We start from the raw sequence: 24749 nt of genomic DNA on the forward strand, positions 1-24749 counted from the left end.
TTATGAGCCGGGAGGGTAGCGAGCCAACCTTAGGCGAAGCTTAATTTGCAGGTCTGGCAGCGCTTCAGAATGTGTCGAAGTGAGTCGAGGAATATGCGTGGCGCGCTCGGGTTACAGGCTAGAATGCCCGCCCATTTCACGATTCAAGGAAGAAGCGGCGATCGCCGTTGCGTCACGGATGAAACCACTTTCCCTCTACCACCCAGCCTTGTACTGGCTGCGCGTGTGGCAAAAAAGACTGTTCCGGCACATCGCCTGGCACTGCTCCAGCAAGCGTTACGCACGACCCGTTGCGTTGACCGGACGCCTGCCATTTCGCTACCTCAAACACACCTCGAAACTCATCCGTAAACTCGGCGACTCCGATCTTGCCCTGCAACACAACAAAGTCATCAACCTCAAACTCGCCGTCGCCGCCATCGATGGCGTCATCATCGCCCCTGGCGAACACTTCTCCTTCTGCCGGCTCGTCGGCCGCCCAACGCGTAAACGTGGCTACGTCGAAGGGATGGAACTGTCCTTCGGCGAGGCCCGCACCGGGGTGGGTGGCGGGATATGCCAACTGAGCAATCTGATTCACTGGATGGCCATACATTCACCGCTGGTAGTGGTTGAACGCTCCAATCACAGCTTCGATCCGTTTCCGGATGAGGGACGCGTACTGCCGTTTGGCTCCGGTGCGGCGATTTTCTATAACTACATTGACCTGGTGCTGCATAACCCGACGGATCGGTGTTTTCAGCTGAAGTTGAATGTCGGGCAGACGCAACTGGAAGGGGAGTTGTTATGTGATCAGGTGCGGGCGTATCGGTATCACGTGTTTCAGGAAGGGCATCGGTTTGCGCGCGAAGGGGAGCGGGTCTATCGGGAGAATGAGATCTGGCGGGAAGTTCGGGAAAAGGGGCAGGTGGGGACATTGGTAATGCGGGAGAGGCTTTATCGCAATCGTGTGGTGGTCAAGTATGCGGTGGCGGACGAGCTGATCGGATAGGGCACGCGCAAATATGCTTCGCTGAACAAGGCGCGCCGCGTCTGATCAGTTTCTGAAATAAAGCTCGTCGAGCTGACGTCTGCGTATCGACAGATATTCATCCCATACCTTGGGGAAGTCCTCATCCCTCGTCAGCGGAAAGGTCAGATAAATGTATCTTCCGACAACACTGATGTATTGCCGCGCACGTTTGAAAGCCGGCTGCTCGAAAAGCGCGACGCTCTCATCGTAGGCGTCATGGTGATGACGGATGCTCACTCGGTGCGGCGCGATCATGCCCCGCGCAAAATCGATTACCCAGCAATTATCAACGGCTGTGCTCAGGTACCCGTAAACACCATCGCTCGACAAACGAATACATGAATTGGCCTGAGTACCGTCTTCATCGTTGACCAAAACAATCTGGTCTGCGAAATACTGGATCATCCTGTTATCGGGCCCTTGCAGGAGCAAGCTCCAACCTTCTGCCCCCATGTGGAATTCACCGTTGTTTTCAAAGGTGGCGGTCCAGCCGTTGGCGAGTGTGATTTGGCGGGTGTTCACGTGAGTTCCAGATTCAATGGTTCGAGGCTAAAGCGATTCGAGTTCGAGTGTGCAACCAAGGCTACGCAGTCTCTGAAGCTCTTGAGCGAACGAGTATTTCGAAGTGCCAGCATTTTCCTTGTCGTAGGATATTCGGAGCAGCCTGAACAACACGCCTGCTTTATTTCGGCTGGTTTTACCAAGGGCGGCGGTAAGGTCATAACCCGCCCCGGATAGAAACGGGTTCTTCTTCCTCAGGATGTAATAGGCCCTCAGGTTCGAAAGCAATCCGTCCGAGTCGATGTAGTTTTCCTCGAGGCTTTGAACGTACTCCTCAAAGATCCGGGTCAGTTGTACTTGCGCTGAGTCTTGGTGCCTCAACACGGCACACATCCCTTGCCAGTTGTTTATGTGCAAGTGGTCGCCCCAGTCACAGCCTTTGGCGAAGTAGAACCCGTTGCCTTTGAAGAAATCAGGGATTTCATGTTGGTCTAAAGCGTTTTGGAAGGTAGCCGTCACTGGCGTACTCATGTGTTGTCCTCAGGTAACGGCGCACGGCACCCCCTTAAGCCAATTACTGTAGTGGTTGCTCGGCCATTTCTGTCTCACGCTTGGCGATGGCCGCCTCCAACTCAGGCGAGCGTTTGGCCCATTGCTCGGGAGGAAGGGGTTTGGACCATTCGACGATGGCGGGATCAGTCAGATCAGGTGGTGGTGCGAGTTTCCACACCTGAAGCATCATGGCCAGAGGCGTTCCCAGAAGAAAAATGGATACAAACAGCCACAGTGCTTGGCCAAACTCCTTGGCTATCAGGTGGTCACGAATACTTATAAAGAAACCGTACCAGATACCCCAAAATGTGCCTTTTCTTCCAAGTTTTCCGCGAATGCCCTCCAGGTCATTTCCTTGTGGAGTAGCGTCCGGTCCAACTTCCATAAAACTGCGCATGCATTCCCAAAGGCTCATGGCTGTTTCGCCGCCGCCGCAACTGAACCCTAGGCTGAAATCGCGTTCTTTTTCAGGCGCATCAGGATCGGGATTACGAAAACCCACCACCAATAAGCCTTGAGTTGTTTTACCGTGCTGGCCTACGGAGTCCATCGCCACCGCTTGGGCGGTAACCTGTTCCCAAGGCACGATCCAGTAGCGGCCATCTTCGAATGGGACACAGACTTCGCGCCGTTGGCGGTTGAAGCGAATAGGAGGTGGTACTGGGCTGATCAAGCCTTTGAAGACTAGAAGAATTGGAAGGCCAACGATAAATAACGAAAGCGCTAATGCACCTCCAAAATATCCTTCAGAAGAACTCTCATGCTGCACAAACCAAATACTCATAAGCAGCACTGGCCAAATAACCATGACGGCAGAGCCAATGCTGTAGGAGCCAATATCAAGAAACACGTCGTTCTTGCGCCAAATGCTGTTAAGCACATCTTTGGGTGTTTGCCCCGTCGGGATTGCTGGTGGTGCCAGATAGTCCTCTCGTGAGAGCAATCCTTTGCGAGTGCCGGTTGCGGCTGAGGTCATGCCTTATCCTTGGGGGTCAGGTAGTTAGAGTTCTGTTGTGGGCCAAGACGGTGAACGCTGGCCCGATCTAGCTCGGGAGTTGGCTCGCCCGATCGCAGGGTGATGATTTCACCATCCGGACTCAGTAAGCCGCCATTGGGCGATAGTGTGTACGCGAGGCCTTTAGTGCCGCCGATGGTAGCACCGTCACCGGCCAGCAGTGCCACGGGACTGAGGTAACATATGCGCAAGGACAAGCGAGTAAGCGGCTGCGAGAAGCTGCCGGTAAGGCGCAAGCCCTGGCCGGCATCGGCGGGAATCCAAGTGCACTGGCTGGCATTCAGCCAAGTAGCACCCAGGTCGGTGGGCGTACCTCGAGTACCGGTACCGAACCCCGCCGAGACTGGGGTAGGATTGCCGCTCATAGATAAATCGATTTGTGCCGCTTCTGGTGCAGCACCCGGCAAGTCAATGCTTAATTGGGTAATGGCGTCCTGGGTGATTGTGTCGCCCAGAACCCCGCTGATACGAACTTCTCGAGTCTCCATCGACACTCTCGGCTGATACAACAACATCATCAGTTCGTTGATTTCGTCCAGTTGTGCCTGAGGCTCGATAGCCTTATTGGTATTTGCACGGCGATGGGACCAGCAGCAATTGGCCAAATAATTCTGCAACGGACTGGCTTGGCGGAGCCAGGCGAACAGGTAAAGACCCCCGAGTGCCAACAACAAGAAATTCATTGGCCCCATCCCAAGGCGAAAGCGTTTTATGGCCACTGGAGTTGAAATTTGATTTGATAGCCGCATCCCCGTTAGTCCAAGCCCTAGAAGTGCTTGCGCTCCATACACGGCAACCTGCCCGGCAACGGCCAATTGTTTGATTTTAAGCCACGGATCGATATTGCTTTGAGCACTCTCTATTTGAATTTGAAGCGACTTGAATTCTTTATAGGCTGCTGCAGCGGATAGCCATCCAACAACTCCACTGAACAGAGTGAGCGTTGGAGCCGTTGCAGAAAGCCCCAGAGGCAGTCGACCGGTTATGTCCTTTACTCCTTTCCCCAAAAGCATCCAATTCTGAATCACCGCCCCCAACGCCGCCCCTGCATATAAATACGCAGAAAGAGAGTCCGCCTGACGCTGCTCATCGCTGCCTTCCAGCGCCGCTGCCTGTCCAGCATAGGTGCCGGCGTTGAGAATGTTGACCACCAGCGCCGCCAGCGGCAGTAGGCCACCCGAGGCTTTGATCGAGGGTGCGTTGACGATGCCGTTGACGCGACCGAGGCTGATGGCCTGAGCGGTGCTTCGGGTCCATTGGCTGAGGGCTTCAGCGTTCTGGCCGACTAAGCGCCAGACTTTGATACCGTTCTCTACGCCCTGCACAAGGCGGGTGTTATCGCCGAGGCGGATGACCAGGAATAATCCCATTGCCATCGCCGTGCCTTTGCTTGCATGAATCAAAGACGCGCCGAGGCGGGTCATGGTCGCCGTCCAGGCACCTTCCAGATTGCTCGCTAACCGCTCGATATTGCGCAGGGTGTCAGCGTCCAGAATCTTGAGCGCGGCTGCGCGGGAATCGGCAAGGTTTTCCAGACTGAGCGCCGTGACCAGTTCGTTGAGGCGTGAAGTGTTGTTCACCGCCGCTTCCAGGCTCGGACTCCACGCCTGGAACACCAGACGCAGCAAGCCGGGGTCATCGCTGCTCACGTAATCGGCAAACTGTTTGGCGCCTTCGCTACGGCTGCACTGAGCACTAAGGCAGGCGACCGTCAAACTTTCAAGCCAAGTGAGGTGTTCTTCGCTGCTCTGGTCGACAAACCAAGTACCACTGTCGTTGCGTGGGAGGTAGGTTTCGCGATCGGCGTACAGCAATTGATGGCGTTCTTCGACCTGTTTGAAGTGCTGCGGCGCCTCCTGATCCAGCCAATGGTCCATGCTCGCCAAGTCGATGTATTCACCAACCTTGGTTCCGCCGCCACCTTCCAGATTGCTGACTTTTTCCTGGCGATAATCCCGCACAACCTGTTGCGCTTCCTGATGCAATTCGCTCGGGATGAAGCTGCGCACCTTGTTCAGCACGGCTTCTTCACGGGATCGAACCTCAGCCAACAGGCCATCCGCTTGAGCATGCCCATACTGTCGGCCGCGTTGTTGGTTGATGCGTGTTTCTTCCAGCATCAGGGTGTTCAGCTGCTTCTGACTGTCGATCAGGGTGTCGCCCTGTTCCGGTGTCAGTTGCAGGTTATGTTCGCGATACCGGTAGTTGAGCAGGCTGGCAACTTCGCCACCGTCTTCGGTGACCATGTTGCGGATAAAGCTGCCGATGGTCTGGCGCAAGCTATTGTCGGCTACCCACTCTTCGTGTTCTGCCTCGACCTTGTTCTGTTCGTGGTCGATATCCCGCAACACCCCCAGATCATCATCCAGCGCAGCAAACACCGCATATAGCGGAGCCGACTCGCTCTTGGCTTTGTCCAGCCAGGCTTGCGTAGGTGCCAGTTCCCAAGGGCTGGCGCTCCAAGTCCCGGGCTCGACCACGGGCTCGCCCGGTGGTTGCGTGCCGGCCGCCTGTTCGCGTTCGCGCAGAGATTCCGAGCTGGCGGAATAGGCTTTGATGTTGTCTTGAGTAGGCGCGGCTTGCGCTGTTTTTCGTTGTTCTTTCACGCCTTCGCGGTCAGTCGCGCCGTTCTTTTGATGTTCATGTGCGAGGGTTTTTTCGCGAACTTTCGGCATGAGTTCGGCGACAAGTGTCGGGGCTTTTTCGAGCGGCGGGCAGTGTTTGGCCGACAGGCGTTTAGCGACGTCGGTGAGGGCGATCTGACGCATACGCTTGCGTCGTTCACCGTTCTTTTTCAGGCGCTCGCAGGCGTCTTTGCCCAATGGCACTTCGCTGTAGAGCATCCACGCGTCGGTGCTTTTGTTCAACGCGATTCCGGCGTTTTCACCGGTCGTCAGAGCAGAGTGGGGTTGCGTCAGCGGTTGTTCAACCAGCAAACCATCAGACGCCACCGCGTAGCGTTTCAATGGTCCTTCGGCATGCCAAAGATAGGCGTAGCCCGCGCGCAAGCGACGCAAGGCCATCGGGTGGCTTTTGGTCGGGCTGGATGGCGCGAAATCGGCGTGTTCGGCGGCCTGTTCGGCCATTGCGTAACGGCTGGGAACCACAAAGATTTCGGGTTGGCGCGCAGGGCAGGTGGTAGCCGGGCTGGACAGGTCTTCGTCGCCGAACTGGCATTGTGCAGCCTGATCTGCAGCGGCCAGGTTGCGGTTTTTATCGAGCGGTGCGGTGGTCATGCATTGGACTCCTTGTCAGTCAGCAGCCAATGGCGATGCAGTTCTACCAACAAGGCATCCAGGCGTTGTGTGGCGTTGAGCGTCGGCTGTTGAAGAATCTCGCGGTAGGCCTGATGTTCAGGCGCTTGGGGGAACTCGGTCCCGTGCTCAGCAACCAGAGCAGACCAGCGTGCCACTTCGTTGGGCGCCGAGTAACCGTGGCTGGCGGCGCCTTCACGGCAAAGGACCGCCCATTGCTGCTGTTCGACGGCCGAGCGCTGAGCCAGGCAGTCGGGAAAGTAGGTACGAACGTGCGCCAGCAACTGTTGATCAAACATTTCCAGCTTGCCTTGATTGAGCCGTTGCAACTGTTGCTCATCGAGGTGAAGCCACGGACGCTCAGCATATTGCTGGGCGCTTTGGCGATCCTGCTCACGAACGATCCACTGTTCTTCCTGGCCTTCTCGCGCTGGCAGGCGTACGCGTCTGATCGGGCCCATCACGTGATCTTTTTCCCCGGGGTTCAGGGCCGGCAGCCAATGGCGCATGACTCGCGGGTCGTAGTAGCGAAACAGCATTGACGCTTCACCGGTCACCCGCGCGTGGATGAGGCTGCGCAGATGTTCAGTCAATTGCTGTAGAGGCGCATCGCTTTCGATGATGATGCCAGCATCGTTTTGCCAGTCATCAGTAAAGGCCTTTTCAAGTGCGCTGTTGGCGCGCAATACGACCAGCGCAGGGCCGACATCAAATACCTCTTGGTAGGGCGTTGCGTGATACAGCCATTCGATAACAGGGTTGTCGTCCAGACTGTACAAACGGGCCGGAAGGTTTTCGATCTTTGCTCCATCCAGAAGCAGATAACGCGTGGCACCGGGGATCATTTCAGCGCCTTCAGTTTTTGGCATATCTCGCAGACCGGCTGAGCCGTTGTGGCCGCCCGTTTCAGGGTTTGGCGCAACACCGGTCCCAGCAACTGCCCAGCCTTATCCGCATCCGCCTGCTTCAACGGCCCCGGCAACAACGGTGCAGCCCCCGTGCCGCTACCCGGTCCACCGCCGGAGTTCATGTTGATCACCGGCCCGCTCATGGTCACGCCGCCAGCATCGATTTTGATGAAGCTCCCACCGCCAATGAGCGTCAGTTCCGCCCCCGCTTCAAGCACGACTTTCATGCCGCTGCTGAGGTGGATTTCCTGCCCCGCATCGATGAACTGCCCAGTCCCAATCTTTATGTGCTGATTGACGCCCACGGTGAGGTGATCATTTGCCCGCGCCTCAACTTTGCGATCGGCATAAACCGTGTGGTGTTCTTCGGCCTTGAACTCGCTGTAGCTGTTCTTTTCAACGGTGTCGTGACGCTCGTTGCCGACCCTAATCTTCTGGTCATGCTCGACGTTCTCGTCCCAGTCACGCTGGGCGTGGAGATAAATCTGTTCCTGACCTTTTTTGTCTTCGATGCGCAGTTCGTTGTAGCCGCCGCCACCCATTGAGCTCAGGGTTTTGAAGGTGCTGCGGGTTTTGTTCGCCGGCAGCGCGTACGGGACGGTGTTTTCCTTGTGGTACAGGCAGCCGCTGATCAGCGGTTGATCAGGGTCGCCTTCGAGGAAGGTGACAAGCACTTCCATGCCGATGCGCGGGATGGCGATGCCGCCGTATTGGGCGCCGGCCCAGGCGCTGGAGACGCGGAGCCAGCAGCTGGTTTTGTCGTCGGCCTGGCCTTCGCGGTCCCAGTGGAACTGGACTTTGACGCGGCCGTATTGGTCGCAGTGGATTTCTTCGCCTTTGGGGCCCGTGACCACGGCGCTTTGGCTGCCGAGAATGCGCGGTTTCGGGTGGCGCAGGGGCGGGCGATTCGGCACGTCCCACGGGGTGGCCTGGAAGCGGTTGCGGTAGCCCTGATGGAAATCGTCTTTGAGCGCGGTGGTGTCGCTGGTCACGGACTCTTCCAGCACTTGCGGCTGTTTGCCTTCGTGGAGGACTTCGGTGAGCAGCCAGAGGTCGTTCCATTTGGCTTTCGGGTGCGCGGTCAGCGCGAGGAAATGGCCGCTGACCAGCAACGGCTGATCGCTTTTGCCTTCAGCCAGTTGGAAGTCGCTGCGGTGACGTTCGAGGGCGCGTTTGGCCAGGTGTTTGCCGCGCTCGCGGTCGATGAAACGGCCCGGGTAATCGTAGTCTTCGAGGTCGGGCAGGGCGTCGCCACGGTTTTCGCTTTCCAGCGTCAGGCGTGGTTTTTCGAAGTCGTAATCGCGGCGCGTGGTGCGGCTGGTGCGGGTTTCCAGGCGCAGGTCGAAGCGCTTGATCACCGGGTCGCTGGCGACCATGCCGGAGTCTTGCTGATAGGCCACAGGCTTGAGTTTCGGGAACACCGTCTGGTCATCGCCGAACACCAGTTTGTGCGCCGTGGCGCTGTGCTGGAAGTGGTAGTGGATACCTTCTTCCTCGCACAGGCGCTGGATGAAATGCAGGTCGGATTCGTCGTATTGCACGCAGTAGATGCGCTCGGGGTAGATCGAACCGGTCTTGAATTCGTAAGCGTTGCTCTGGATGCCGTGCTCTTCCAGCACTTGGCCGATGATTTTCGGCACTGTGAGGTTCTGGAAGATGCGCTGGTTGACGCGGTGCGCCAGGTACGACAGTTGCGGGCGCAGGGTCACCGAATAACGGGTCAGGCGTTTGCCCGAGTCACCTTGCGCGGCGCGATAGATCTGGCCGTGGATGCCGCTGCCGTCGGGCGACAGTTGCAGGAAGGCCGGTTTGTGCAGCAGGGTTTCGAGGTCCAGCGACGGCTGCTCACTGACCAGCTCCACCTCAAAGACAAAAGGCTGGCTGATGGCTTCCCGGCCGGTGAGGGTAAACACCTGAAAATCGGCGGAAAGCCCTTCGATGGTCAGGGCAAAGTGGGTTTCATTGGCCGGCGCGAACATCCCTTGTTCCTCGTGCTGTGCAGCGGCGCTCGTCGACGCCCGCAAAAGCGGGTCAACGTACGCTAAATTCTGGAGGGGCGTAAACAACATCGACCAGCAGAGCTGGCCGATGCTTGTAACGATCAGCCGTAATTAAACGACTGGAGCACGCCAGTCATCGGAACCCGAAGTACCGGATACTTCGTGGGTCCAGGTGATTTTGCGGTAGGTGAACTGCACTTCTTCCAGGTGGGTGAAGTGCGAGTTGCCTGGATCCTGGCAGTTGTGCATTTTGTTGTTGATGGCGACGATGATCGCGTCTTCCAGTTTTGTAGAAGCTCAGATGTAACGGTTACCGGGCCACCTGATTTTGGCAACTATATAGCTCAGCTGTTTTTTTATTTTTCTGCCTTGCTTTCATTTAGGTTTGCCTTGAAGTACGTCATGAAATCTTGTCCCTGAGCAAAAGCCTTTTCGATCTCGGCGCTTTGCTCTTTCAATGCATGGCTTGGTTTGGCCCATTGCTCAGTTGGTATAGATTTTGACCACTCAGCAATGGAATCAGGTAGAGACTTCATACTGAAACGGTGGTCCCATTCCGCAACCCAGTACGGAAAGCGCCATAAAGTGATTACATGAGTGAAATACCACCAGCCAACACCTAACGCGGAGCGCTCGTTGTGTTGATATTCCTCAAGCATATCTCCGTGCTCTTTATCAAATGTATGACGGCCTTCGTATGGAGCTTTACCGGGGCAGTGTTGTGGCCCTCTTTCCATGTAAATACGTATGGCCTCCCATTTGCCCAAACCATGAACTGGAGTCATTACTTCCTGGTTCACAAAATGAACTGTATCAGTTTTAGTGTCGTCAAATGCCATGCCAAATGTATAAGTACTCATGACGCCGACCCCAGTTACACCGGTACTGACAGAAAGCCAGGAAACCATTTCTTCCCAAGGTTGGATGACCGGATCGTCAGACCCGTTCGCAAAAAAACAGACTTCGCGACGTTGACGATTGAAGCGTATTGGGCGGGTACGGACTTTGGCAAGAGTAGTGCTGATGACAACATAGAGCCCCAGAACTGTGGCTCCTGCTGCTCCCCAAACTCCAATTGCAGCACCGGTGGGGAAAAACTCTATGAAAATATGTGTAAATGTTCTGCCATAGGGATCACCAAAACTCATAAGTCCGGCGATGAAGGGGCCGATTATTAAACTCACAATCAGAATGAGCATGCTGCTTGCGATCATCACTCTGGTTTGGAATGCCTTATTGACGTTACTGCTACCGAGGTCCAGGTAGGTGTCGTTGATATCAAGAAAACTTCCCCCCAAATCCATTGGGATCTGGCCGGTAGGGACGGGTAGTGGCGAGAAAAACACTGCTTCGCCAGTAGTAAAACGTCGAGATTCACCAGCGACGGGGCGCTGATGCTTGAGATGAAGTTCGTCGTTATTTGTTGATTTGGATGACATGTAATTCAACCGGAAAGTGGTGAAGCGGGCACCTACAGGAAGTCGCTGTTGACCAATAGCCATGGTGCATCGGTTTGGCGCGACTTTAATACAGAGACAGCCGGAAGTAGCTTGCTATTTTGCGTAACCAACGTCGTAGTTTGGATGCTCGAAAAGGGGGCGGGATTATTTTCTTTTGAAAATAAATCATCCCCTTTGTTTTTCATTTTTGTAAAAGCTTAGATTCTACCCGGCGGTTATCGGGCTATCTGATTTCTGACAACTATATAGCTCAGCTGTTTTTTATTATTCTGCCTTGCTTTCGTTTAGGTTTGCCTTGAAGTACGTCATAAAGTCCTGCCCTTGAGCAAAGGCTTTTTCGATTTTCGCGCTTTGCTCTTTAAGCGCTGGGCTTGGCTTGCCCCATTGTTCAGGCGGAAGAGGTTTGGACCACTCAGCAATGGAATCAGGTAGAGATTTCATGCTGAAACGATGGTCCCATTCTGCTACCCAATACGGAAAACGCCACCAAGTGATCAGGTGTGTCAGGTACCACCAACCAACTCCTAATGCGGAACGTTCGTTGTGCTGGTATTCCTCGTGCATGTCTTTTCGTTCTTTATCGAAGGTATGGCGACCCTCGTAGGGTGCTTTAGCAGGGCAGAACTCCGGTCCTTTTTCCATGTAGGCACGTATGGCTTCCCATTTGCCTAGTCCATGAATAGGAGTCATGACCTCTTGTGTGAGAAAGTGCACCGTATCGGCCTTGGGATTATCTATTGCCATGCCAAAGGTGTAGCTACTGATTACGCCTACTCCAGTGAATCCGGTACTGACTGATATCCACGCAACCGTGTCTTCCCAAGGCTGGATCACGGCTTCGTCGGAGCCATTCGGGAAGTAACAGACCTCTCGGCGTTGACGGTTAAATCGGATGGGTCTGGCGCGGGCTTTGTTCCTTGTGGTGCTGATAATCGCGTACAGTCCAATCAGCGCTGCTCCCCCTCCACACCAGAGCGCTAGTGATATTCCGAACTCAAAAAAATCGTTGAAGTAAAACCAGAAGCTTCTGCCGAATGGGTTTATGAATGCTGCGAAGCCCATCAATGTTGGGAGAACAAATAGACAAACGATAACTACGACTGTTGGGAGTGACACAGCTAATCGTGCTTGGAAAGACTTGGTGATATTGCTACTACCCAAGTCCAGATAGGTGTCGTTGACTTCAACAAAACTTCCGCCGAGATCCATTGGGATTTGCCCGGTCGGAACTGGCAGCGGTGAGAAAAATAATGCTTCACCTGTGGCAAAACGACGAGTTTCACCCGCCGTGGGGCGGTGATTTTTAAGGTCAAGTTCGACTTGCTGTTCAGGTTTGGATGGCATGCAATTCAACCGAGAAAACGTAGGCGGTTTAGGCAACTACAGGGAGTCGCTAGTTACTAGCAACCAAGGGGCATCCGTGGTACGTGTCCTTAACACAGATACTGATTGAAGCAGCTTGCCATTCTGTGCGTTTAGAGTCGTGGTTTCGAATCGTTTCTCTCGGAAAGATTTATCACCGGCTACGGGGTGGTAGCGTAAAATGACGGCAAGGCCATGCTGGGCATTAGCTTCGTGTTGGAATATTTCCAAGCCGAGCTTAAGAGGTTCGCCCGGAGCACCTAGCAGATTGAGTTGATACAGCAACGGTTCGCTCCACGCTTCCCAGTCATTGCGCTGTTGGTTAGTTAACCAGTAAGCACTGAGGCCGAGACTGACATCTTCTAGATCATTGGCTGTCATCCCCGGCACGCTCAAGACGGCCATGGGCTTGCTGTTTACTTGTTGTAGGGCTATCTGCGGAGCGGCAGTAATATTTGCTAACATCAAACGCTCCTCCGCAAGACTTCGGTTTTCGCTCTGCTTGCCCCAAGGACCTTTAAGCAGCCATTTATCCAGTTCCGTCTTATTATTACGGTTGTATAGCCATTCACCACCTAACTGGAGGCCTGTCAGGACTAGGCCAATCAGGTTGGCACGTGCGGCGACGCTGAGCAACTTACCACCAGCAGTAACCCACGCAAGAGCACGCGCCTGGCTTACATTCGTCATAGCTTCAAAAGTGTATTGAACTGTTCGTGCGGTCGCCCAGCCATTGACAACTAGTTGGCCGGAGTCTCCAGCCAGCGTCATGCTAGCCCCAGCTAGCTTGGCGCCATCGCCTGACCGTAAAGCTTCGGTCCATCTTGCGGCAGACCCTTTTTCACCATACAAACCGGTGCCTGCGGCAATAGCGCCAAAAAAATATGAAAACGGCCCCAATACGCCTGTAATTTTGCCTAACTTGGAAGCTAATCCGATTTTAGCGGCGGCACTCGCATAGTTTTCAATTGCCACAGAAAGGCCAGTAATGGCAATCCCTTGGGCCGCGGCAATTGCCCCCCCAAACATTGAAAAAAGAGCATTTGCTACAGCCAACTTATCGGAGGAGTCCGCCTCTTTTTTTCTAGCAAATTCACCATAAACAGTCGCAAAGCTGATGATTTGCAGAACCGCTGCAGCTGAAGAAAACAAATCCCCTCCAGCTGATGCGAAAACCGCCTTGCTTATTCCCTTGGAAGGACGCTTGAGCCGATAGTCATCGGCCATCCGCTCAAACTCAAGCACCTGAGCATTGTTAAGCCCTTTAATCTTGTAGGCAGCCTTGCCCGGTCCGTCACCAACAGGACTCATGGCCTGAGCTATCCGCCCTTCAAGGGGAGCGACAGTCTGTTGAATGGCTTTGCGGCGAGATACCAAGGTTTTATAACCGCCTTTTGGTGACCTTCCTTTACGTTCATCAGCCAGGGTTTGCCGAATCTGATTTTTCAGCGAGGTCATTTGCTGGCGCAGATCTGTCAGTTTGGCCATATCAGCTTTGAACGCAGCAATTTGATTCGCAGAGGCAAATTCTAATGTAATACCTCCCTTACCAAAGGCACGAAGAACATCTATCCAGGCCGAGCCAGGAATTCGGCGCAATACTTTTGCTGGATCTAGCGGCTGTCCATTGCGTAGCGCTTGGATGGCCTCATCCAGCGCTCCTGCCAGGCGCAATTGCTTTGCCGGCTCATACGCCGTGTTGCGCAACTGACCGAGCACAATGCCGTTTTCACTCAATTGCATTGCTGCTGCGAGATTCTGAGTGAGCAAATTGCCAAATTTTCCGCTGAGTGCCTGGGCACCCTGATAGTCGTCCTTGACCATATAGGTATCGCGCAGGGACTTGATGAAAGATGTGACCTTGGAATGCATGTCCTTCTGATCAGTCAAGCTCAATGTGAAGAAGGTTGGTACGGTAAACCCCGGCTGTTTCTCGAGCAGATCGGCAAGCTTTTCAGTCGCTTTATCTGTCCGGCAAATGTCTCTCATACAGGCATATTCAGTAGCGAGAGTTGTGTCGAGTTGATCGCCAAATTTAGGATCAAAATACCAGGCTGAGCGTTGGAAGCGTTCTTCACAGATTAGATTCGCGCGATCGTCACTGATCAGATCTAGTCGTTTGTTCCAACGATTGAGTTGGGCGCGTTGCTGTTTCAGGAAGGCTTCCATAGCTGGTCGGTCGATCAGATCGTTGATGCCCTGTTGTCCCATCTTCGCGCCTTCGAGCGCGTCATCCGCGTTGTCTTCGATGGTCTCGATCAAGTCTTCGTACTTGGAATGCAAAGGTCCAAGACTCGTACGCATCCGCGACTTTGAAGCTGCAATAGCCCCACGATGCGTACCAGCGCCTGAATACTGGGTTTGATTTTTAACGTTGACGTAGTCGACGATCGATTGCCGCTGCTCTTCGCTTGTTTCGTCCTTGAGTTTGGCAAAGCGTGGATCGCTTTGTGCAGCATTCAGGATGGTATCGCCGGTGACTGTGTACAAGGATTCGATGTAGCAACCAAATACGTATTTTTTTTGGTTTGTCTCCGCATCACTCCAGTCACTGATCCAGCCGGTGACCAAATCCTGATGTTCGGCAAGGTCGCGCAGCACGCCGATGTCATCCTGTATGACCATATACAGATGGTCACGCTCGTTTTCTGCTTTGACCTGTTTTTTCAGCGCACCCAGTTGAGTCTTTTTGAAGTGCGATGCTTGCTCCCAGAGGTAGTCTTTGCTTTCTTCGGGTTTGGCGCCCGTAGCTGCTGGGTCTTTGCTCGGCTGCTCTGCAACTTCCGCAATCCACTTTTCCGCCTGACTTGGAGTCAGTAGATTAGCTGCGCCTTTCTCAGGGTCTGCATTGGTGAGATCGACCTTCTGCATGAAATACTCACGTTCAGACTTGTGCTTGATGACCTGCGCGCATTTCGCGGCGGTCCATTGCACCTCGGAGTAGTTGACGTAAAGTTTGCTCAAGCGCGGGAAGACCAACACGGCTTCACCCACATTACTTTCGCGTTTATTTGCGGTGATCTCACCTTTATCCCACAGCAGTTGCGTAACGATGCCGTCCTGAATACGGTATTCGTGCATAACGGCTTCAGGCTTCTTGTCGACGATGACGTAGAGCCAGCCGTCACGCATCAATCGAATGCCTAGTGGGCGAGAAGTGGTTTTGTACGGCATGGTCAGCGCGCTTGACGGGTCGAGTCGTTCAACGAGGCCGTAACGCAGTGGGATGAGCTGGATTTTTGCCTTCATCAACGAGCAGCCGCCCATGGCACACTTGCCGTCATCCCGGCTTTTTGCAACGTTGTTCGGGTTTTTGCCGGTCGATGTTGGCGTTGTCATCCTTGGCTCCTGTTCAGGGTTGCAGCCCGTTCCTGGGCAATATCAGCGACCCTTTCGAGTCGTTGTGCAGGCGTTTGTTCCGACGGGGTTTTGAGTATGGCGTCGAGGTCTGGATGTTCTTCCAGCGCTCGCTCGCCAAGGAACCCGTGAATGTTGGCGTAGAGGGTGATGTCGAGTTCAGTGTTGAAGCCGCGATCGTAGGAGGTCGTTGCGAGTGCGTGCAGGTGTTCCCAGCGTTGCAGTGGGTTCGATTGCGCCTGATAGGACGGAAAGTATTCTTGCATGTGTGCATCGAGGCGCATTACTACGTTGCGAAAGTTCACCTCGTCCAGTTGACTGAGTTGTGCGTCGCTCAATCGATAGCGCTTATTGTGGTCGGGCTCGGGAGAATTGCCCGGCCGCTGGTTTATGTACCAGCAACCCAATGCAGCATTGGCAGTAACGATTTGTTTGCAAGGGCCGAACAGGGTCGGATCCTTGATGGTTGCTGCGTGGGCGAGCAGTGCATGGGTTACGGCCGGATCCGCGATACGCAACAACACTTCTTCGCCCATCGGGTGCAAGACGCTGGTGAGCCAGCGAAAGTGTGCGACCAGTTGATCCCATGATTGATCGCTGAACACCAAGTGACCCCATTCTTGGTTTGAGGCGTTTAGGAACTGAGCCAAGATCGGGTCGTTTTGGTTTTTTATGAGCACGAGGCATGGGGAAATATCGCCCAGTTCTGCCCAGCGTGTCCCGAGATAAAGCGGCTCGAATTGAGGGTTTTCTGCCCACTGATATAAGTGCTGTGGGAGCTTCTCAACGCTGACACCATCAAGCAATAAACCAACCGTGCCATTCCACGGAAGACCTTGCGGAAGGCCGTTTTCCAATGGAAATTCCGCCTTAAGCATTCTGAGCCTCCAGTTTGGCCTTCTCGCAGATCGCGCAGATTGGCTTCTTTTGCATCAGCGCTTGCCGTTGTGCAGGCACTAACAATTGCCCAGCCTTATCCGCATCCGCCTGCTTCAACGGCCCCGGCAACAACGGTGCAGCCCCCGTGCCGCTACCCGGTCCGCCACCGGAGTTCATATTGATCACCGGCCCGCTCATGGTCACGCCGCCGGCATCGATCTTGATAAAACTACCGCCGCCAATGAGCGTCAGTTCCGCCCCCGCCTCAAGCACGACTTTCATGCCGCTGCTGAGGTGGATTTCCTGGCCGGCATCAATGAACTGCCCAGTCCCAATCTTGATGTGCTGATTGACGCCCACGGTGAGGTGATCATTCGCCCGCGCCTCAACTTTGCGATCGGCATAAACCGTGTGGTGTTCTTCGGCTTTGAATTCGCTGTAGCTGTTCTTTTCAACGGTGTCGTGACGTTCGTTGCCGACCCGGATTTTCTGGTCATGCTCGACGTTCTCGTCCCAGTCGCGCTGGGCATGCAGGTAAATCTGTTCCTGACCTTTTTTGTCTTCGATGCGCAGTTCGTTGTAGCCGCCGCCACCCATTGAGCTGAGGGTTTTGAAGGTGCTGCGGGTTTTGTTCGCCGGCAGGGCGTACGGGACGGTGTTTTCCTTGTGGTACAGGCAGCCGCTGATCAGCGGTTGGTCGGGGTCGCCTTCGAGGAAGGTGACAAGCACTTCCATGCCGATGCGCGGGATGGCGATGCCGCCGTATTGGGCGCCGGCCCAGGCGCTGGAGACGCGGAGCCAGCAGCTGGTTTTGTCGTCGGCCTGGCCTTCGCGGTCCCAGTGGAACTGGACTTTGACGCGGCCGTATTGGTCGCAGTGGATTTCTTCGCCTTTGGGGCCCGTGACCACGGCGCTTTGGCTGCCGAGAATGCGCGGTTTCGGGTGGCGCAGGGGCGGGCGATTCGGCACGTCCCACGGGGTGGCCTGGAAGCGGTTGCGGTAGCCCTGATGGAAATCGTCTTTCAGTGCGGTGGTGTCGCTGGTCACCGACTCTTCCAGCACTTGCGGCTGTTTGCCTTCGTGGAGGACTTCGGTGAGCAGCCAGAGGTCGTTCCATTTGGCTTTCGGGTGCGCGGTCAGCGCGAGGAAGTGGCCGCTGACCAGCAACGGCTGATCGCTCTTGCCTTCAGCCAGTTGGAAGTCGCTGCGGTGGCGTTCGAGGGCGCGTTTGGCCAGGTGTTTGCCGCGCTCGCGGTCGATGAAACGGCCCGGGTAATCGTAGTCTTCGAGGTCGGGCAGGGCGTCGCCACGGTTTTCGCTTTCCAGCGTCAGGCGTGGTTTTTCGAAGTCGTAATCGCGGCGCGTGGTGCGGCTGGTGCGGGTTTCCAGGCGCAGGTCGAAGCGCTTGATCACCGGGTCGCTGGCGACCATGCCGGAGTCTTGCTGATAGGCCACAGGCTTGAGTTTCGGGAACACCGTCTGGTCATCGCCGAACACCAGTTTGTGCGCCGTGGCGCTGTGCTGGAAGTGGTAGTGGATACCTTCTTCCTCGCACAGGCGCTGGATGAAATGCAGGTCGGATTCGTCGTATTGCACGCAGTAGATGCGCTCGGGGTAGATCGAACCGGTCTTGAATTCGTAAGCGTTGCTCTGGATGCCGTGCTCTTCCAGCACTTGGCCGATGATTTTCGGCACGCTGAGGTTCTGGAAGATGCGCTGGTTGACGCGGTGCGCCAGGTACGACAGTTGCGGGCGCAGGGTCACCGAATAACGGGTCAGGCGTTTGCCTGAGTCACCTTGCGCGGCGCGGTAGATCTGGCCGTGGATACCGCTGCCGTCGGGCGACAGTTGCAGGAAGGCCGGTTTGTGCAGCAGGGTTTCGAGGTCCAGCGACGGCTGCTCACTGACCAGCTCCACCTCGAACACAAAAGGCTGGCTGATGGCTTCCCGACCTTGCAGGGTAAACACCTGAAAATCAGCGGAAAGACCTTCGATGGTCAGGGCAAAGTGGGTTTCATTGGCCGGCGCGAACATCCCTTGTTCCTCGTGCTGTGCAGCGGCGCTCGTCGACGCCCGCAAAAGCGGGTCAACGTACGCTAAATTCTGGAGGGGCGTAAACAACATCGACCAGCAGAGCTGGCCGATGCTTGTAACGATCAGCCGTAATTAAACGACTGGAGCACGCCAGTCATCGGAACCCGAAGTACCGGATACTTCGTGGGTCCAGGTGATTTTGCGGTAGGTGAACTGCACTTCTTCCAGGTGGGTGAAGTGCGAGTTGCCTGGATCCTGGCAGTTGTGCATTTTGTTGTTGATGGCGACGATGATCGCGTCTTCCAGTTTGGTGGTGTAGTAGTGCTCTTGAGTACCTTGAGCCGAAGTACGGAACCACTGGATAACGATTTCGCTCATGCGCTCGCCGGAAGTCAGAGCGGCTTGCAGCAGAGGCGAAGCCTTGTCGTAGACCTTGGTGATCACAACTGGCTTGTGAACGCGCTGACCGGTTGGCTGACCGGATTGCGGGTCACGCGGGATGATCACGTCGTGGCTGAAAGCCTGAACCATGACCTGGTCTTCGTGGCCTTCCTGGTAGGTGTTGCCAACGGAGTCAGCGGTGAATGCGCCTGCAGTGATCAGGCCTTGTTTTTCGCCGGTAACCGACATGTACGCTGGTGTTGCCATGGGGTGCTCTCCTTGCGGATAAATTTAAGGTGCCCGGGAGGCGAAATCGCCCGGTGGGTGCCTGACTGTTATCAAGGAGCGTGCCAGGTTTTGCCAAGTCCCCGGAGGGCGGGGGGCAAAGTGCTCTGGACTGCGGTTGCGAGGGTTTTTTACACGGAATCGAAGGCGAAAGTGCGCAAGAAGTTGCGCAGTACTGCGCAACTTCTTGCGCACTTGGCTGCAGGCCTCGTGACGTATAGGCTGTAGCGCTTCAGAGGGGTGTTTTATTATGGGGTACTGCGCAACTTCTTGCGCAGTACGGCCGAAGGCCGTCACTGGCAGTGCGATGAGTCAAAAGCAAAAAGATCGCAGCCTTCGGCAGCTCCTACAGGAAAAATACATTCCAGATGTAAGAGCTGCCGAAGGCTGCGATCTTTTGATCTACCGACGACCTGCCGTTAGATTATTTTCAGGCCCAGCACTTGCGCGCATTCTTCAATCGAACGCCTCTGCGTCTCGGCATACAACCCCAACTCATCAATGGTCGGGCGCCCCAGCGCCTGTTCGAACGCCTGTCGATTGGAGTGCTCGCCATAGTGCGCCTGCGCCGCATCCCCAAGGTTCGACTGAAAAATCCCCGCCGCACTGACCGGCAGGAAATCTTCGTACACCAGTGGCTCAGCTTTCACATAGCCATCGCGCAACAAGCCCTCCAGCGAGGTATCACCGAGACTACCCGCCCCCAAGCCTTTTTCAGTAGTGAAATAGCGAAAGTACGCCAGGCTCTGTTCACGCATGCCGTCGACGCTGTCGGGAAATTCGCCAAAGTGTTGAATCATCAGCGTGTTGTAGCGTGAGGCATTGCCTTCGTTGGGGAAATCACCGAGCTCATCGCGGGCAGCATTCAGTAATCGGTCATACAGCGCCCGGCCCTTGGGGGTCAGCGCGGCGCCGCGTTGTTCGATTTCGCCGAAACGCGCGCTGTGGCTGCCTCGGGTTTCGCTCTGATCGGTGAATGCGATTGGCTCATCCAGCGCTTTGAAACTGGTCTGGCGCAGCAGGATCGGGCATTGCCGGCGAGGCGGGCCTTCGACCACCGCTTTGGGCGTGATGCCATGGGCGGGCATCTGTTCCTGGACGATGTCGATGTCCAGCGTGCGTGGGGTCAGGTGATTGATGTGTGGGCCTTTGAACGCCACGACATCAGCGATCAACCGGTGTTGGGCGCTCAACGTCTGGTACTGCGCAGCGGTAACAGTTGCGCTGTGATGCCAGCGAAAGGTTTCCAATGCCTGTAGGACGAATTCCTGCGATTCGGTTTCGTCGAGTCCGCCAGCCGTTTCAGCTTGGGCGATCAAACGCAGCGCCGCGTCGGTAAAGATCGAACGTTTGGCCAGGACTGACTCGGCGAAAGCGCGCAGCTCAGGGTCTTCAATCAACTCCAGCCGCAACAACGACGTGAACACCCGGAACGGACTGGTCTGCAGCGCATCTTCATGCACCGCGCGAAATGCCGTGGAGTGCACCGGCACGCCCGCAGGCGTCAGGTCGTAGTAACCCACCGGTTGCATGCCCATGACCGCGAACAAGCGGGCGAGGGTGGCCAGTTCCGTCGCGGTGCCGACGCGGATGGCGCCATGGCGTTCCATGTCCAGGCGTTCGATTTCGCCGGTGCTGTCTAGCTGCCGAGCGATGCCTGGCTCACGGGAAAGCACGTCACGGTTGGTCTGTTCCACCAGTTCCATCAGTGCGCCGTACAGAGGCACCTCTTCGCGGTACATGTCGGACATCGCTTTGGAGAAGCGTTGGCGGATCAGGTCGGGGCTGACGAAAGGCTGCACGGTCATGAAATTAATTCCTGCCACGGTCACGTAATGGATAGGAGAAAAGATCGCAGCCTTCTCCTGCGCGGGCAAACGAAGAATCCTACGAACTTCATTCTGCCAACGACTGATCCACCAGTTCGATCCAGTGCAAAACCGGTGTGCGTCCGGCGCTGGCCAAGTGGCTCTGGCAACCGATGTTGGAGGTGACGATCAGCTGCGGGCGGCCGCTTTCCAAGGCATTGAGGCGGTTGTCGCGCAGTTGCCGCGCCAGTGTCGGCTGGGTCAGGGAATAGGTGCCCGCCGAGCCGCAGCACAAGTGGCCGTCCGGCACCGCCGTCAGGTTGAAGCCGAGGCGGGTCAGCACCGCTTCCACCGCACCGCCGAGTTTCAATGCGTGCTGCAAGGTGCACGGGCAATGCACGGCGATCCGCTGTTCGCTGGCGGCGCAGACCTGCTCCAGCGGTTCTTGCGCGAGAACCTGCACCAGATCGAGGGTCATTTCGCTGATCCGCCGTGCCTTGTCGGCATAGACCGGATCGGCCTCGAGCAAATGCCCGTAATCCTTGATGAACGCGCCGCAGCCGCTGGCGGTCTGCACGATGGCTTCGGCGCCGTTTTGCAGATGTGGCCACCAGGCGTCGATGTTCTGCCGGGCGCGGTCGAGGCCTTTGGCCTGGGCGTCGAGGTGATAATCCAGCGCACCACAGCAACCGGCCTCGGCTACCGGGATGACGCTGATGCCGAGTCGGTCGAGCACACGCGCCGCGGCGTCATTGGTGTTCGGCGACAAACCCGGTTGCACGCAACCTTCCAGCAACATGACGCGGCGCGCATGCCGAGGGGCGGGACGCAACCCCGACGTCAGCATGGGCTGCGGCAGTTTGCTTTCAAACATTCGCGGCAACAGCGGCCGAAACGTAGCGCCCACCCGCAGCAAACCTTTGAACAATCGCGGATTCGGCGCCAGTGCGCGCAGGCCTTCACGCAACAAGCGTTGCGCCGCCGGACGCGGCACCGCTTGATCAACCACGGCCCGACCGATGTCGAGCAAGTTGTGATAGTCGACGCCGGACGGGCAGGTGGTTTCGCAATTGCGGCACGACAGGCAGCGGTCCAGATGCAGTTGCGTTTGTGCGGTCGCCGGTGCGCCTTCGAGCACTTGCTTGATCAGATAGATGCGCCCGCGCGGACCATCGAGCTCATCGCCGAGCAATTGATACGTCGGACATGTCGCGTTGCAAAAGCCGCAATGCACGCAGCTACGGAGGATCTTTTCCGCCTCGGCGGCGCGGGGCAACTGTCGGGATTGCTCGCTGAGGGTTGTTTGCATGGCTAAAACTCCGCGTACATCCGGCCGGGATTGAACAGCCCTTGCGGGTCGAGTTGCGCCTTGAGTTGCCGGTGATAGCGCAGCAGCGTGGCGGGCAATGGCTGGAACGGTGACGAGGTGGCGCCATGGGTGAAGCAGGTAGCGTGGCCGCCGAGTTCCTGGGCAAGGATATGAATGTGTTGGCTGTCGGATTTCAACCAGCGTTGCGCGCCGGCCCAGTCGATCAGTTGCGCGCCGGGCAGATCCAACGCGCCGAGATTGTTCGGCAGCGACAGGCGCCACAATGGCAGGCCTTCGTCAAAGAATGGCGAACGTTGCTCGTTCAAATCACGCCAGAACAGCGAGTCCAGTGGTTCACCGCCCAAGCGTTGATGCGCCGCCGTCACCGAGCCCTCGCCACCCTCAAGTCGCAGATACAAACTGTCGCCATCGTGGCACGCGGCGCTGATTGGCAGCGGTTGCTGGCCCCATTCGGCGAGATTGGCCAGTGCCCGAGCGCAATCGATATCCAGGCGAATGCTCAGGCATTGCCGGGGTTTGGGCAGGACTTTGAGCGAGACTTCGGTGAGCACGCCGAGGCAGCCGTAACTGCCGGCCATCAGCCGCGAGAGGTCATAACCGGCAACGTTTTTCATCACTTCGCCGCCGAAACGCAGGTGTTGGCCCAGACCGGTAATCACTCGTGTACCCAGAACGAAATCGCGCACCGAGCCAGACCATGGCCGCCGAGGGCCGGACAAACCCGTCGCAATCATGCCACCGACCGTGGCGCTTTCACCGAATGCTGGCGGCTCGCACGGTAACATTTGCCCGGCGGCATCCAGTGCCGCGAGCAACTCGGACAATGGCGTCCCTGCGCGCACGCTGACCACCAGTTCGGTCGGCTCATAGCGCACGATGCCGCGATGCACGCGGATGTCGAGTACCTCACCGGCCACTTCGCGACCGAGAAACGCCTTGCTGTTGCCGCCCTGAATTCTCAGTGGCGTGGCATTGGCCCGCGCTACATTGACCTGATCGAGCAGGATGCTGGCGCCGTCGAAGTCAGCCATCAGAAGCGCTCCAGCTCGGGAAATGGCAGTTGCCCGGCATGAATGTGCATCGCGCCAAACTCGGCACAGCGGTGCAGTGTCGGGATGTTCTTGCCGGGGTTGAGCAGGCCTTGCGGGTCAAACGCGGTTTTGACGGCGTGGAACAGGGTCAATTCTTCGCTGTTGAATTGCGCGCACATCTGATTGATTTTTTCGCGGCCGACCCCGTGTTCGCCGGTGATGCTGCCGCCGACCTGCACGCACAATTCCAGAATTTTGCCGCCCAGAGCTTCGGCGCGGTGCAGTTCGCCGGGTTGGTTGGCGTCGAACAGAATCAGTGGATGCATGTTGCCGTCGCCGGCATGGAACACATTCGCCACGCGCAAACCGTATTCCTCGCTGAGGCGGGCGATGCCTTGCAACACGCCGGGCAATTCGCGCCGCGGAATGGTGCCGTCCATGCAGTAATAGTCCGGCGACAAGCGGCCGATGGCCGGAAAAGCGTTTTTGCGCCCGGCCCAGAAACGCACGCGTTCAGCTTCGTCACGAGCCTGACGCACCTCGGTTGCACCGGCCTCGGTCATCACGTCGCGAACCCGCTGGCAGTCGTCGTGGACATCCGCTTCGACGCCGTCGAGTTCGCACAACAGAATGGCTTCGGCGTCGACCGGGTAACCGGCGTGAATGAAGTCTTCGGCGGCGCGAATGGCGAGGTTGTCCATCATCTCCAAGCCGCCGGGAATGATCCCTGCGGCGATGATTTCGGCCACGGCGCGTCCGGCCTTTTCCACGGAATCGAAACTGGCCAGCAGCACTTTGGCGACCTGTGGTTTGGGCAGCAGTTTGACCGTGACTTCGGTGATGATCCCCAGCAAGCCTTCGGAACCGGTGAACAGCGCAAGCAAGTCGAAACCAGGCGAATCGAGGGCTTCGGAGCCCAGGGTCAGGCGTTCGCCTTCAATCGTCAGCACTTCGATTTTCAGCAGATTGTGCACGGTCAGGCCGTACTTGAGGCAATGCACGCCACCGGCGTTTTCGGCGACGTTGCCGCCAATCGAACAGGCGATTTGCGACGATGGATCCGGCGCGTAATACAGCCCGAACGGCGCGGCGGCCTGGGAAATCGCCAGATTGCGCACGCCGGGCTGAACCCGCGCAGTGCGGGCGGCCGGGTCGATGTGGAGGATGGTGTTGAAGCGCGCCATCACCAGTAACAGGCCTTTTTCCAGCGGCAACGCGCCGCCGGACAAACCGGTACCGGCGCCGCGGGCGACCACCGGAACGTTTTGTTGATGGCAGAGTTTAAGCAGGGTTTGCACCTGCTCGAGCCGCCGGGGCAGGGCGACCAGCATCGGCGTGGTGCGGTAGGCGGAGAGGCCATCGCATTCGTAGGGTTTGAGTTCTTCCTCGCGCCAGAGAATGTCGAGGTCGGGGATGGCCTGTTGCAAGGCCTTGAGCAGATCGGCCTTGTTGACGTCAGGCAGCGGACCGTCGAGGCGTTCGTCGTAAAGAATGTTCATCTCAACCTCTCAACCACTCCCCCTGTAGGAGCTGCCGAAGGCGGCGATCTTTTGATCTTGCTTTTGATTCTTAAAAACCAA

General features: G+C 56.5%; 17 protein-coding genes and 1 pseudogene. 1 reads left to right on the forward strand and 17 read right to left on the reverse strand.

Going from position 1 to position 24749, the window contains the following annotated elements; genetic code table 11:
• The first annotated feature begins 178 nt into the window (after positions 1 to 178).
• Positions 179 to 991: a VanW family protein gene (locus ACA061_RS10635; protein ID WP_210701780.1), complete on the forward strand. Its 813-nt coding sequence runs from the start codon at positions 179 to 181 to the stop codon at positions 989 to 991.
• A gap of 45 nt (positions 992 to 1036) precedes the next feature.
• Here ACA061_RS10635 and ACA061_RS10640 read toward each other — a convergent pair whose 3' ends face one another.
• From ACA061_RS10640 to glcD, 17 genes and pseudogenes are all read right to left on the reverse strand, one after another.
• The gene (locus tag ACA061_RS10640; protein ID WP_210555559.1) at positions 1037 to 1534 is read right to left on the reverse strand and encodes a hypothetical protein; all 498 of its coding nucleotides are present in this window, start codon (positions 1532 to 1534) and stop codon (positions 1037 to 1039) included.
• 27 nt (positions 1535 to 1561) lie between these two features.
• A complete protein-coding gene (locus tag ACA061_RS10645) occupies positions 1562 to 2044 on the reverse strand; it encodes a hypothetical protein (protein ID WP_215731540.1) in 483 nt (160 codons plus the stop codon).
• Between the two features lie 43 nt (positions 2045 to 2087).
• On the reverse strand, positions 2088 to 3041 hold the full coding sequence (locus tag ACA061_RS10650) for a hypothetical protein (RefSeq protein WP_210701769.1): 954 nt from the start codon (positions 3039 to 3041) through the stop codon (positions 2088 to 2090).
• Positions 3038 to 6316: a toxin VasX gene (locus tag ACA061_RS10655; protein ID WP_497301444.1), complete on the reverse strand. Its 3279-nt coding sequence runs from the start codon at positions 6314 to 6316 to the stop codon at positions 3038 to 3040. The genes ACA061_RS10650 and ACA061_RS10655 overlap by 4 nt, the downstream gene beginning before the upstream one ends.
• On the reverse strand, positions 6313 to 7203 hold the full coding sequence (locus tag ACA061_RS10660; RefSeq protein WP_210701771.1) for a DUF4123 domain-containing protein: 891 nt from the start codon (positions 7201 to 7203) through the stop codon (positions 6313 to 6315). The genes ACA061_RS10655 and ACA061_RS10660 overlap by 4 nt, the downstream gene beginning before the upstream one ends.
• Positions 7176 to 9221, reverse strand: coding sequence for a type VI secretion system Vgr family protein (locus ACA061_RS10665; protein ID WP_497301445.1), 2046 nt, complete (start codon positions 9219 to 9221; stop codon positions 7176 to 7178). Before ACA061_RS10665 ends, ACA061_RS10660 begins: the two co-directional genes overlap by 28 nt.
• 132 nt (positions 9222 to 9353) lie before the next feature.
• Positions 9354 to 9536: pseudogene (tssD, locus tag ACA061_RS10670) on the reverse strand (type VI secretion system tube protein TssD); the annotation flags it as partial.
• Between the two features lie 62 nt (positions 9537 to 9598).
• Complete coding sequence (locus tag ACA061_RS10675) at positions 9599 to 10744, reverse strand: DUF6708 domain-containing protein (protein WP_497301446.1); 1146 nt, start codon at positions 10742 to 10744, stop codon at positions 9599 to 9601.
• Positions 10745 to 10966: 222 nt separating this feature from the next.
• Complete coding sequence (locus ACA061_RS10680) at positions 10967 to 12046, reverse strand: DUF6708 domain-containing protein (RefSeq protein ID WP_497301447.1); 1080 nt, start codon at positions 12044 to 12046, stop codon at positions 10967 to 10969.
• A 36-nt stretch (positions 12047 to 12082) separates the two neighbouring features.
• The gene (locus ACA061_RS10685; RefSeq protein WP_497301448.1) at positions 12083 to 15403 is read right to left on the reverse strand and encodes a toxin VasX; all 3321 of its coding nucleotides are present in this window, start codon (positions 15401 to 15403) and stop codon (positions 12083 to 12085) included.
• The gene (locus ACA061_RS10690) at positions 15400 to 16299 is read right to left on the reverse strand and encodes a DUF4123 domain-containing protein (protein ID WP_497301449.1); all 900 of its coding nucleotides are present in this window, start codon (positions 16297 to 16299) and stop codon (positions 15400 to 15402) included. Before ACA061_RS10690 ends, ACA061_RS10685 begins: the two co-directional genes overlap by 4 nt.
• The gene (locus tag ACA061_RS10695; protein ID WP_497301450.1) at positions 16292 to 18334 is read right to left on the reverse strand and encodes a type VI secretion system Vgr family protein; all 2043 of its coding nucleotides are present in this window, start codon (positions 18332 to 18334) and stop codon (positions 16292 to 16294) included. The genes ACA061_RS10690 and ACA061_RS10695 overlap by 8 nt, the downstream gene beginning before the upstream one ends.
• Before the next feature lie 132 nt (positions 18335 to 18466).
• Entirely contained in the window at positions 18467 to 18982 is a 516-nt protein-coding gene (locus ACA061_RS10700) for an Hcp family type VI secretion system effector (RefSeq protein WP_007919523.1), read from the reverse strand.
• 437 nt (positions 18983 to 19419) lie between these two features.
• Positions 19420 to 20808 carry a 2-oxoadipate dioxygenase/decarboxylase HglS gene (hglS, locus tag ACA061_RS10705; protein WP_210555063.1) on the reverse strand — a complete coding sequence of 463 codons (1389 nt, stop codon included), beginning with the start codon at positions 20806 to 20808 and terminating at the stop codon, positions 19420 to 19422.
• A gap of 88 nt (positions 20809 to 20896) precedes the next feature.
• Positions 20897 to 22117, reverse strand: coding sequence for a glycolate oxidase subunit GlcF (glcF, locus tag ACA061_RS10710; protein WP_210555064.1), 1221 nt, complete (start codon positions 22115 to 22117; stop codon positions 20897 to 20899).
• A gap of 2 nt (positions 22118 to 22119) precedes the next feature.
• Entirely contained in the window at positions 22120 to 23169 is a 1050-nt protein-coding gene (gene glcE, locus ACA061_RS10715) for a glycolate oxidase subunit GlcE (protein WP_210701874.1), read from the reverse strand.
• Positions 23169 to 24668 carry a glycolate oxidase subunit GlcD gene (gene glcD / locus ACA061_RS10720; protein ID WP_497301453.1) on the reverse strand — a complete coding sequence of 500 codons (1500 nt, stop codon included), beginning with the start codon at positions 24666 to 24668 and terminating at the stop codon, positions 23169 to 23171. Before glcD ends, glcE begins: the two co-directional genes overlap by 1 nt.
• Positions 24669 to 24749: the final 81 nt, after the last annotated feature.

The organism is Pseudomonas sp. LBUM1668 (assembly GCF_059695715.1).

Bases quoted from the DNA above. Each gene is read 5' to 3' on its own strand.
- ACA061_RS10685 (WP_497301448.1), bottom strand. From the start codon at position 15,403: ATGACAACGCCAACATCGACCGGCAAAAACCCGAACAACGTTGCAAAA.
- glcE (WP_210701874.1), bottom strand. From the start codon at position 23,169: ATGGCTGACTTCGACGGCGCCAGCATCCTGCTCGATCAGGTCAATGTA.
- ACA061_RS10680 (WP_497301447.1), bottom strand. From the start codon at position 12,046: ATGCCATCCAAACCTGAACAGCAAGTCGAACTTGACCTTAAAAATCAC.
- ACA061_RS10660 (WP_210701771.1), bottom strand. From the start codon at position 7,203: ATGCCAAAAACTGAAGGCGCTGAAATGATCCCCGGTGCCACGCGTTAT.
- glcF (WP_210555064.1), bottom strand. From the start codon at position 22,117: ATGCAAACAACCCTCAGCGAGCAATCCCGACAGTTGCCCCGCGCCGCC.
- ACA061_RS10655 (WP_497301444.1), bottom strand. From the start codon at position 6,316: ATGACCACCGCACCGCTCGATAAAAACCGCAACCTGGCCGCTGCAGAT.
- ACA061_RS10645 (WP_215731540.1), bottom strand. From the start codon at position 2,044: ATGAGTACGCCAGTGACGGCTACCTTCCAAAACGCTTTAGACCAACAT.
- ACA061_RS10690 (WP_497301449.1), bottom strand. From the start codon at position 16,299: ATGCTTAAGGCGGAATTTCCATTGGAAAACGGCCTTCCGCAAGGTCTT.
- ACA061_RS10650 (WP_210701769.1), bottom strand. From the start codon at position 3,041: ATGACCTCAGCCGCAACCGGCACTCGCAAAGGATTGCTCTCACGAGAG.
- hglS (WP_210555063.1), bottom strand. From the start codon at position 20,808: ATGACCGTGCAGCCTTTCGTCAGCCCCGACCTGATCCGCCAACGCTTC.
- ACA061_RS10700 (WP_007919523.1), bottom strand. From the start codon at position 18,982: ATGGCAACACCAGCGTACATGTCGGTTACCGGCGAAAAACAAGGCCTG.
- ACA061_RS10695 (WP_497301450.1), bottom strand. From the start codon at position 18,334: ATGTTCGCGCCGGCCAATGAAACCCACTTTGCCCTGACCATCGAAGGT.
- ACA061_RS10635 (WP_210701780.1), top strand. From the start codon at position 179: ATGAAACCACTTTCCCTCTACCACCCAGCCTTGTACTGGCTGCGCGTG.
- glcD (WP_497301453.1), bottom strand. From the start codon at position 24,668: ATGAACATTCTTTACGACGAACGCCTCGACGGTCCGCTGCCTGACGTC.
- ACA061_RS10675 (WP_497301446.1), bottom strand. From the start codon at position 10,744: ATGGCTATTGGTCAACAGCGACTTCCTGTAGGTGCCCGCTTCACCACT.
- ACA061_RS10665 (WP_497301445.1), bottom strand. From the start codon at position 9,221: ATGTTCGCGCCGGCCAATGAAACCCACTTTGCCCTGACCATCGAAGGG.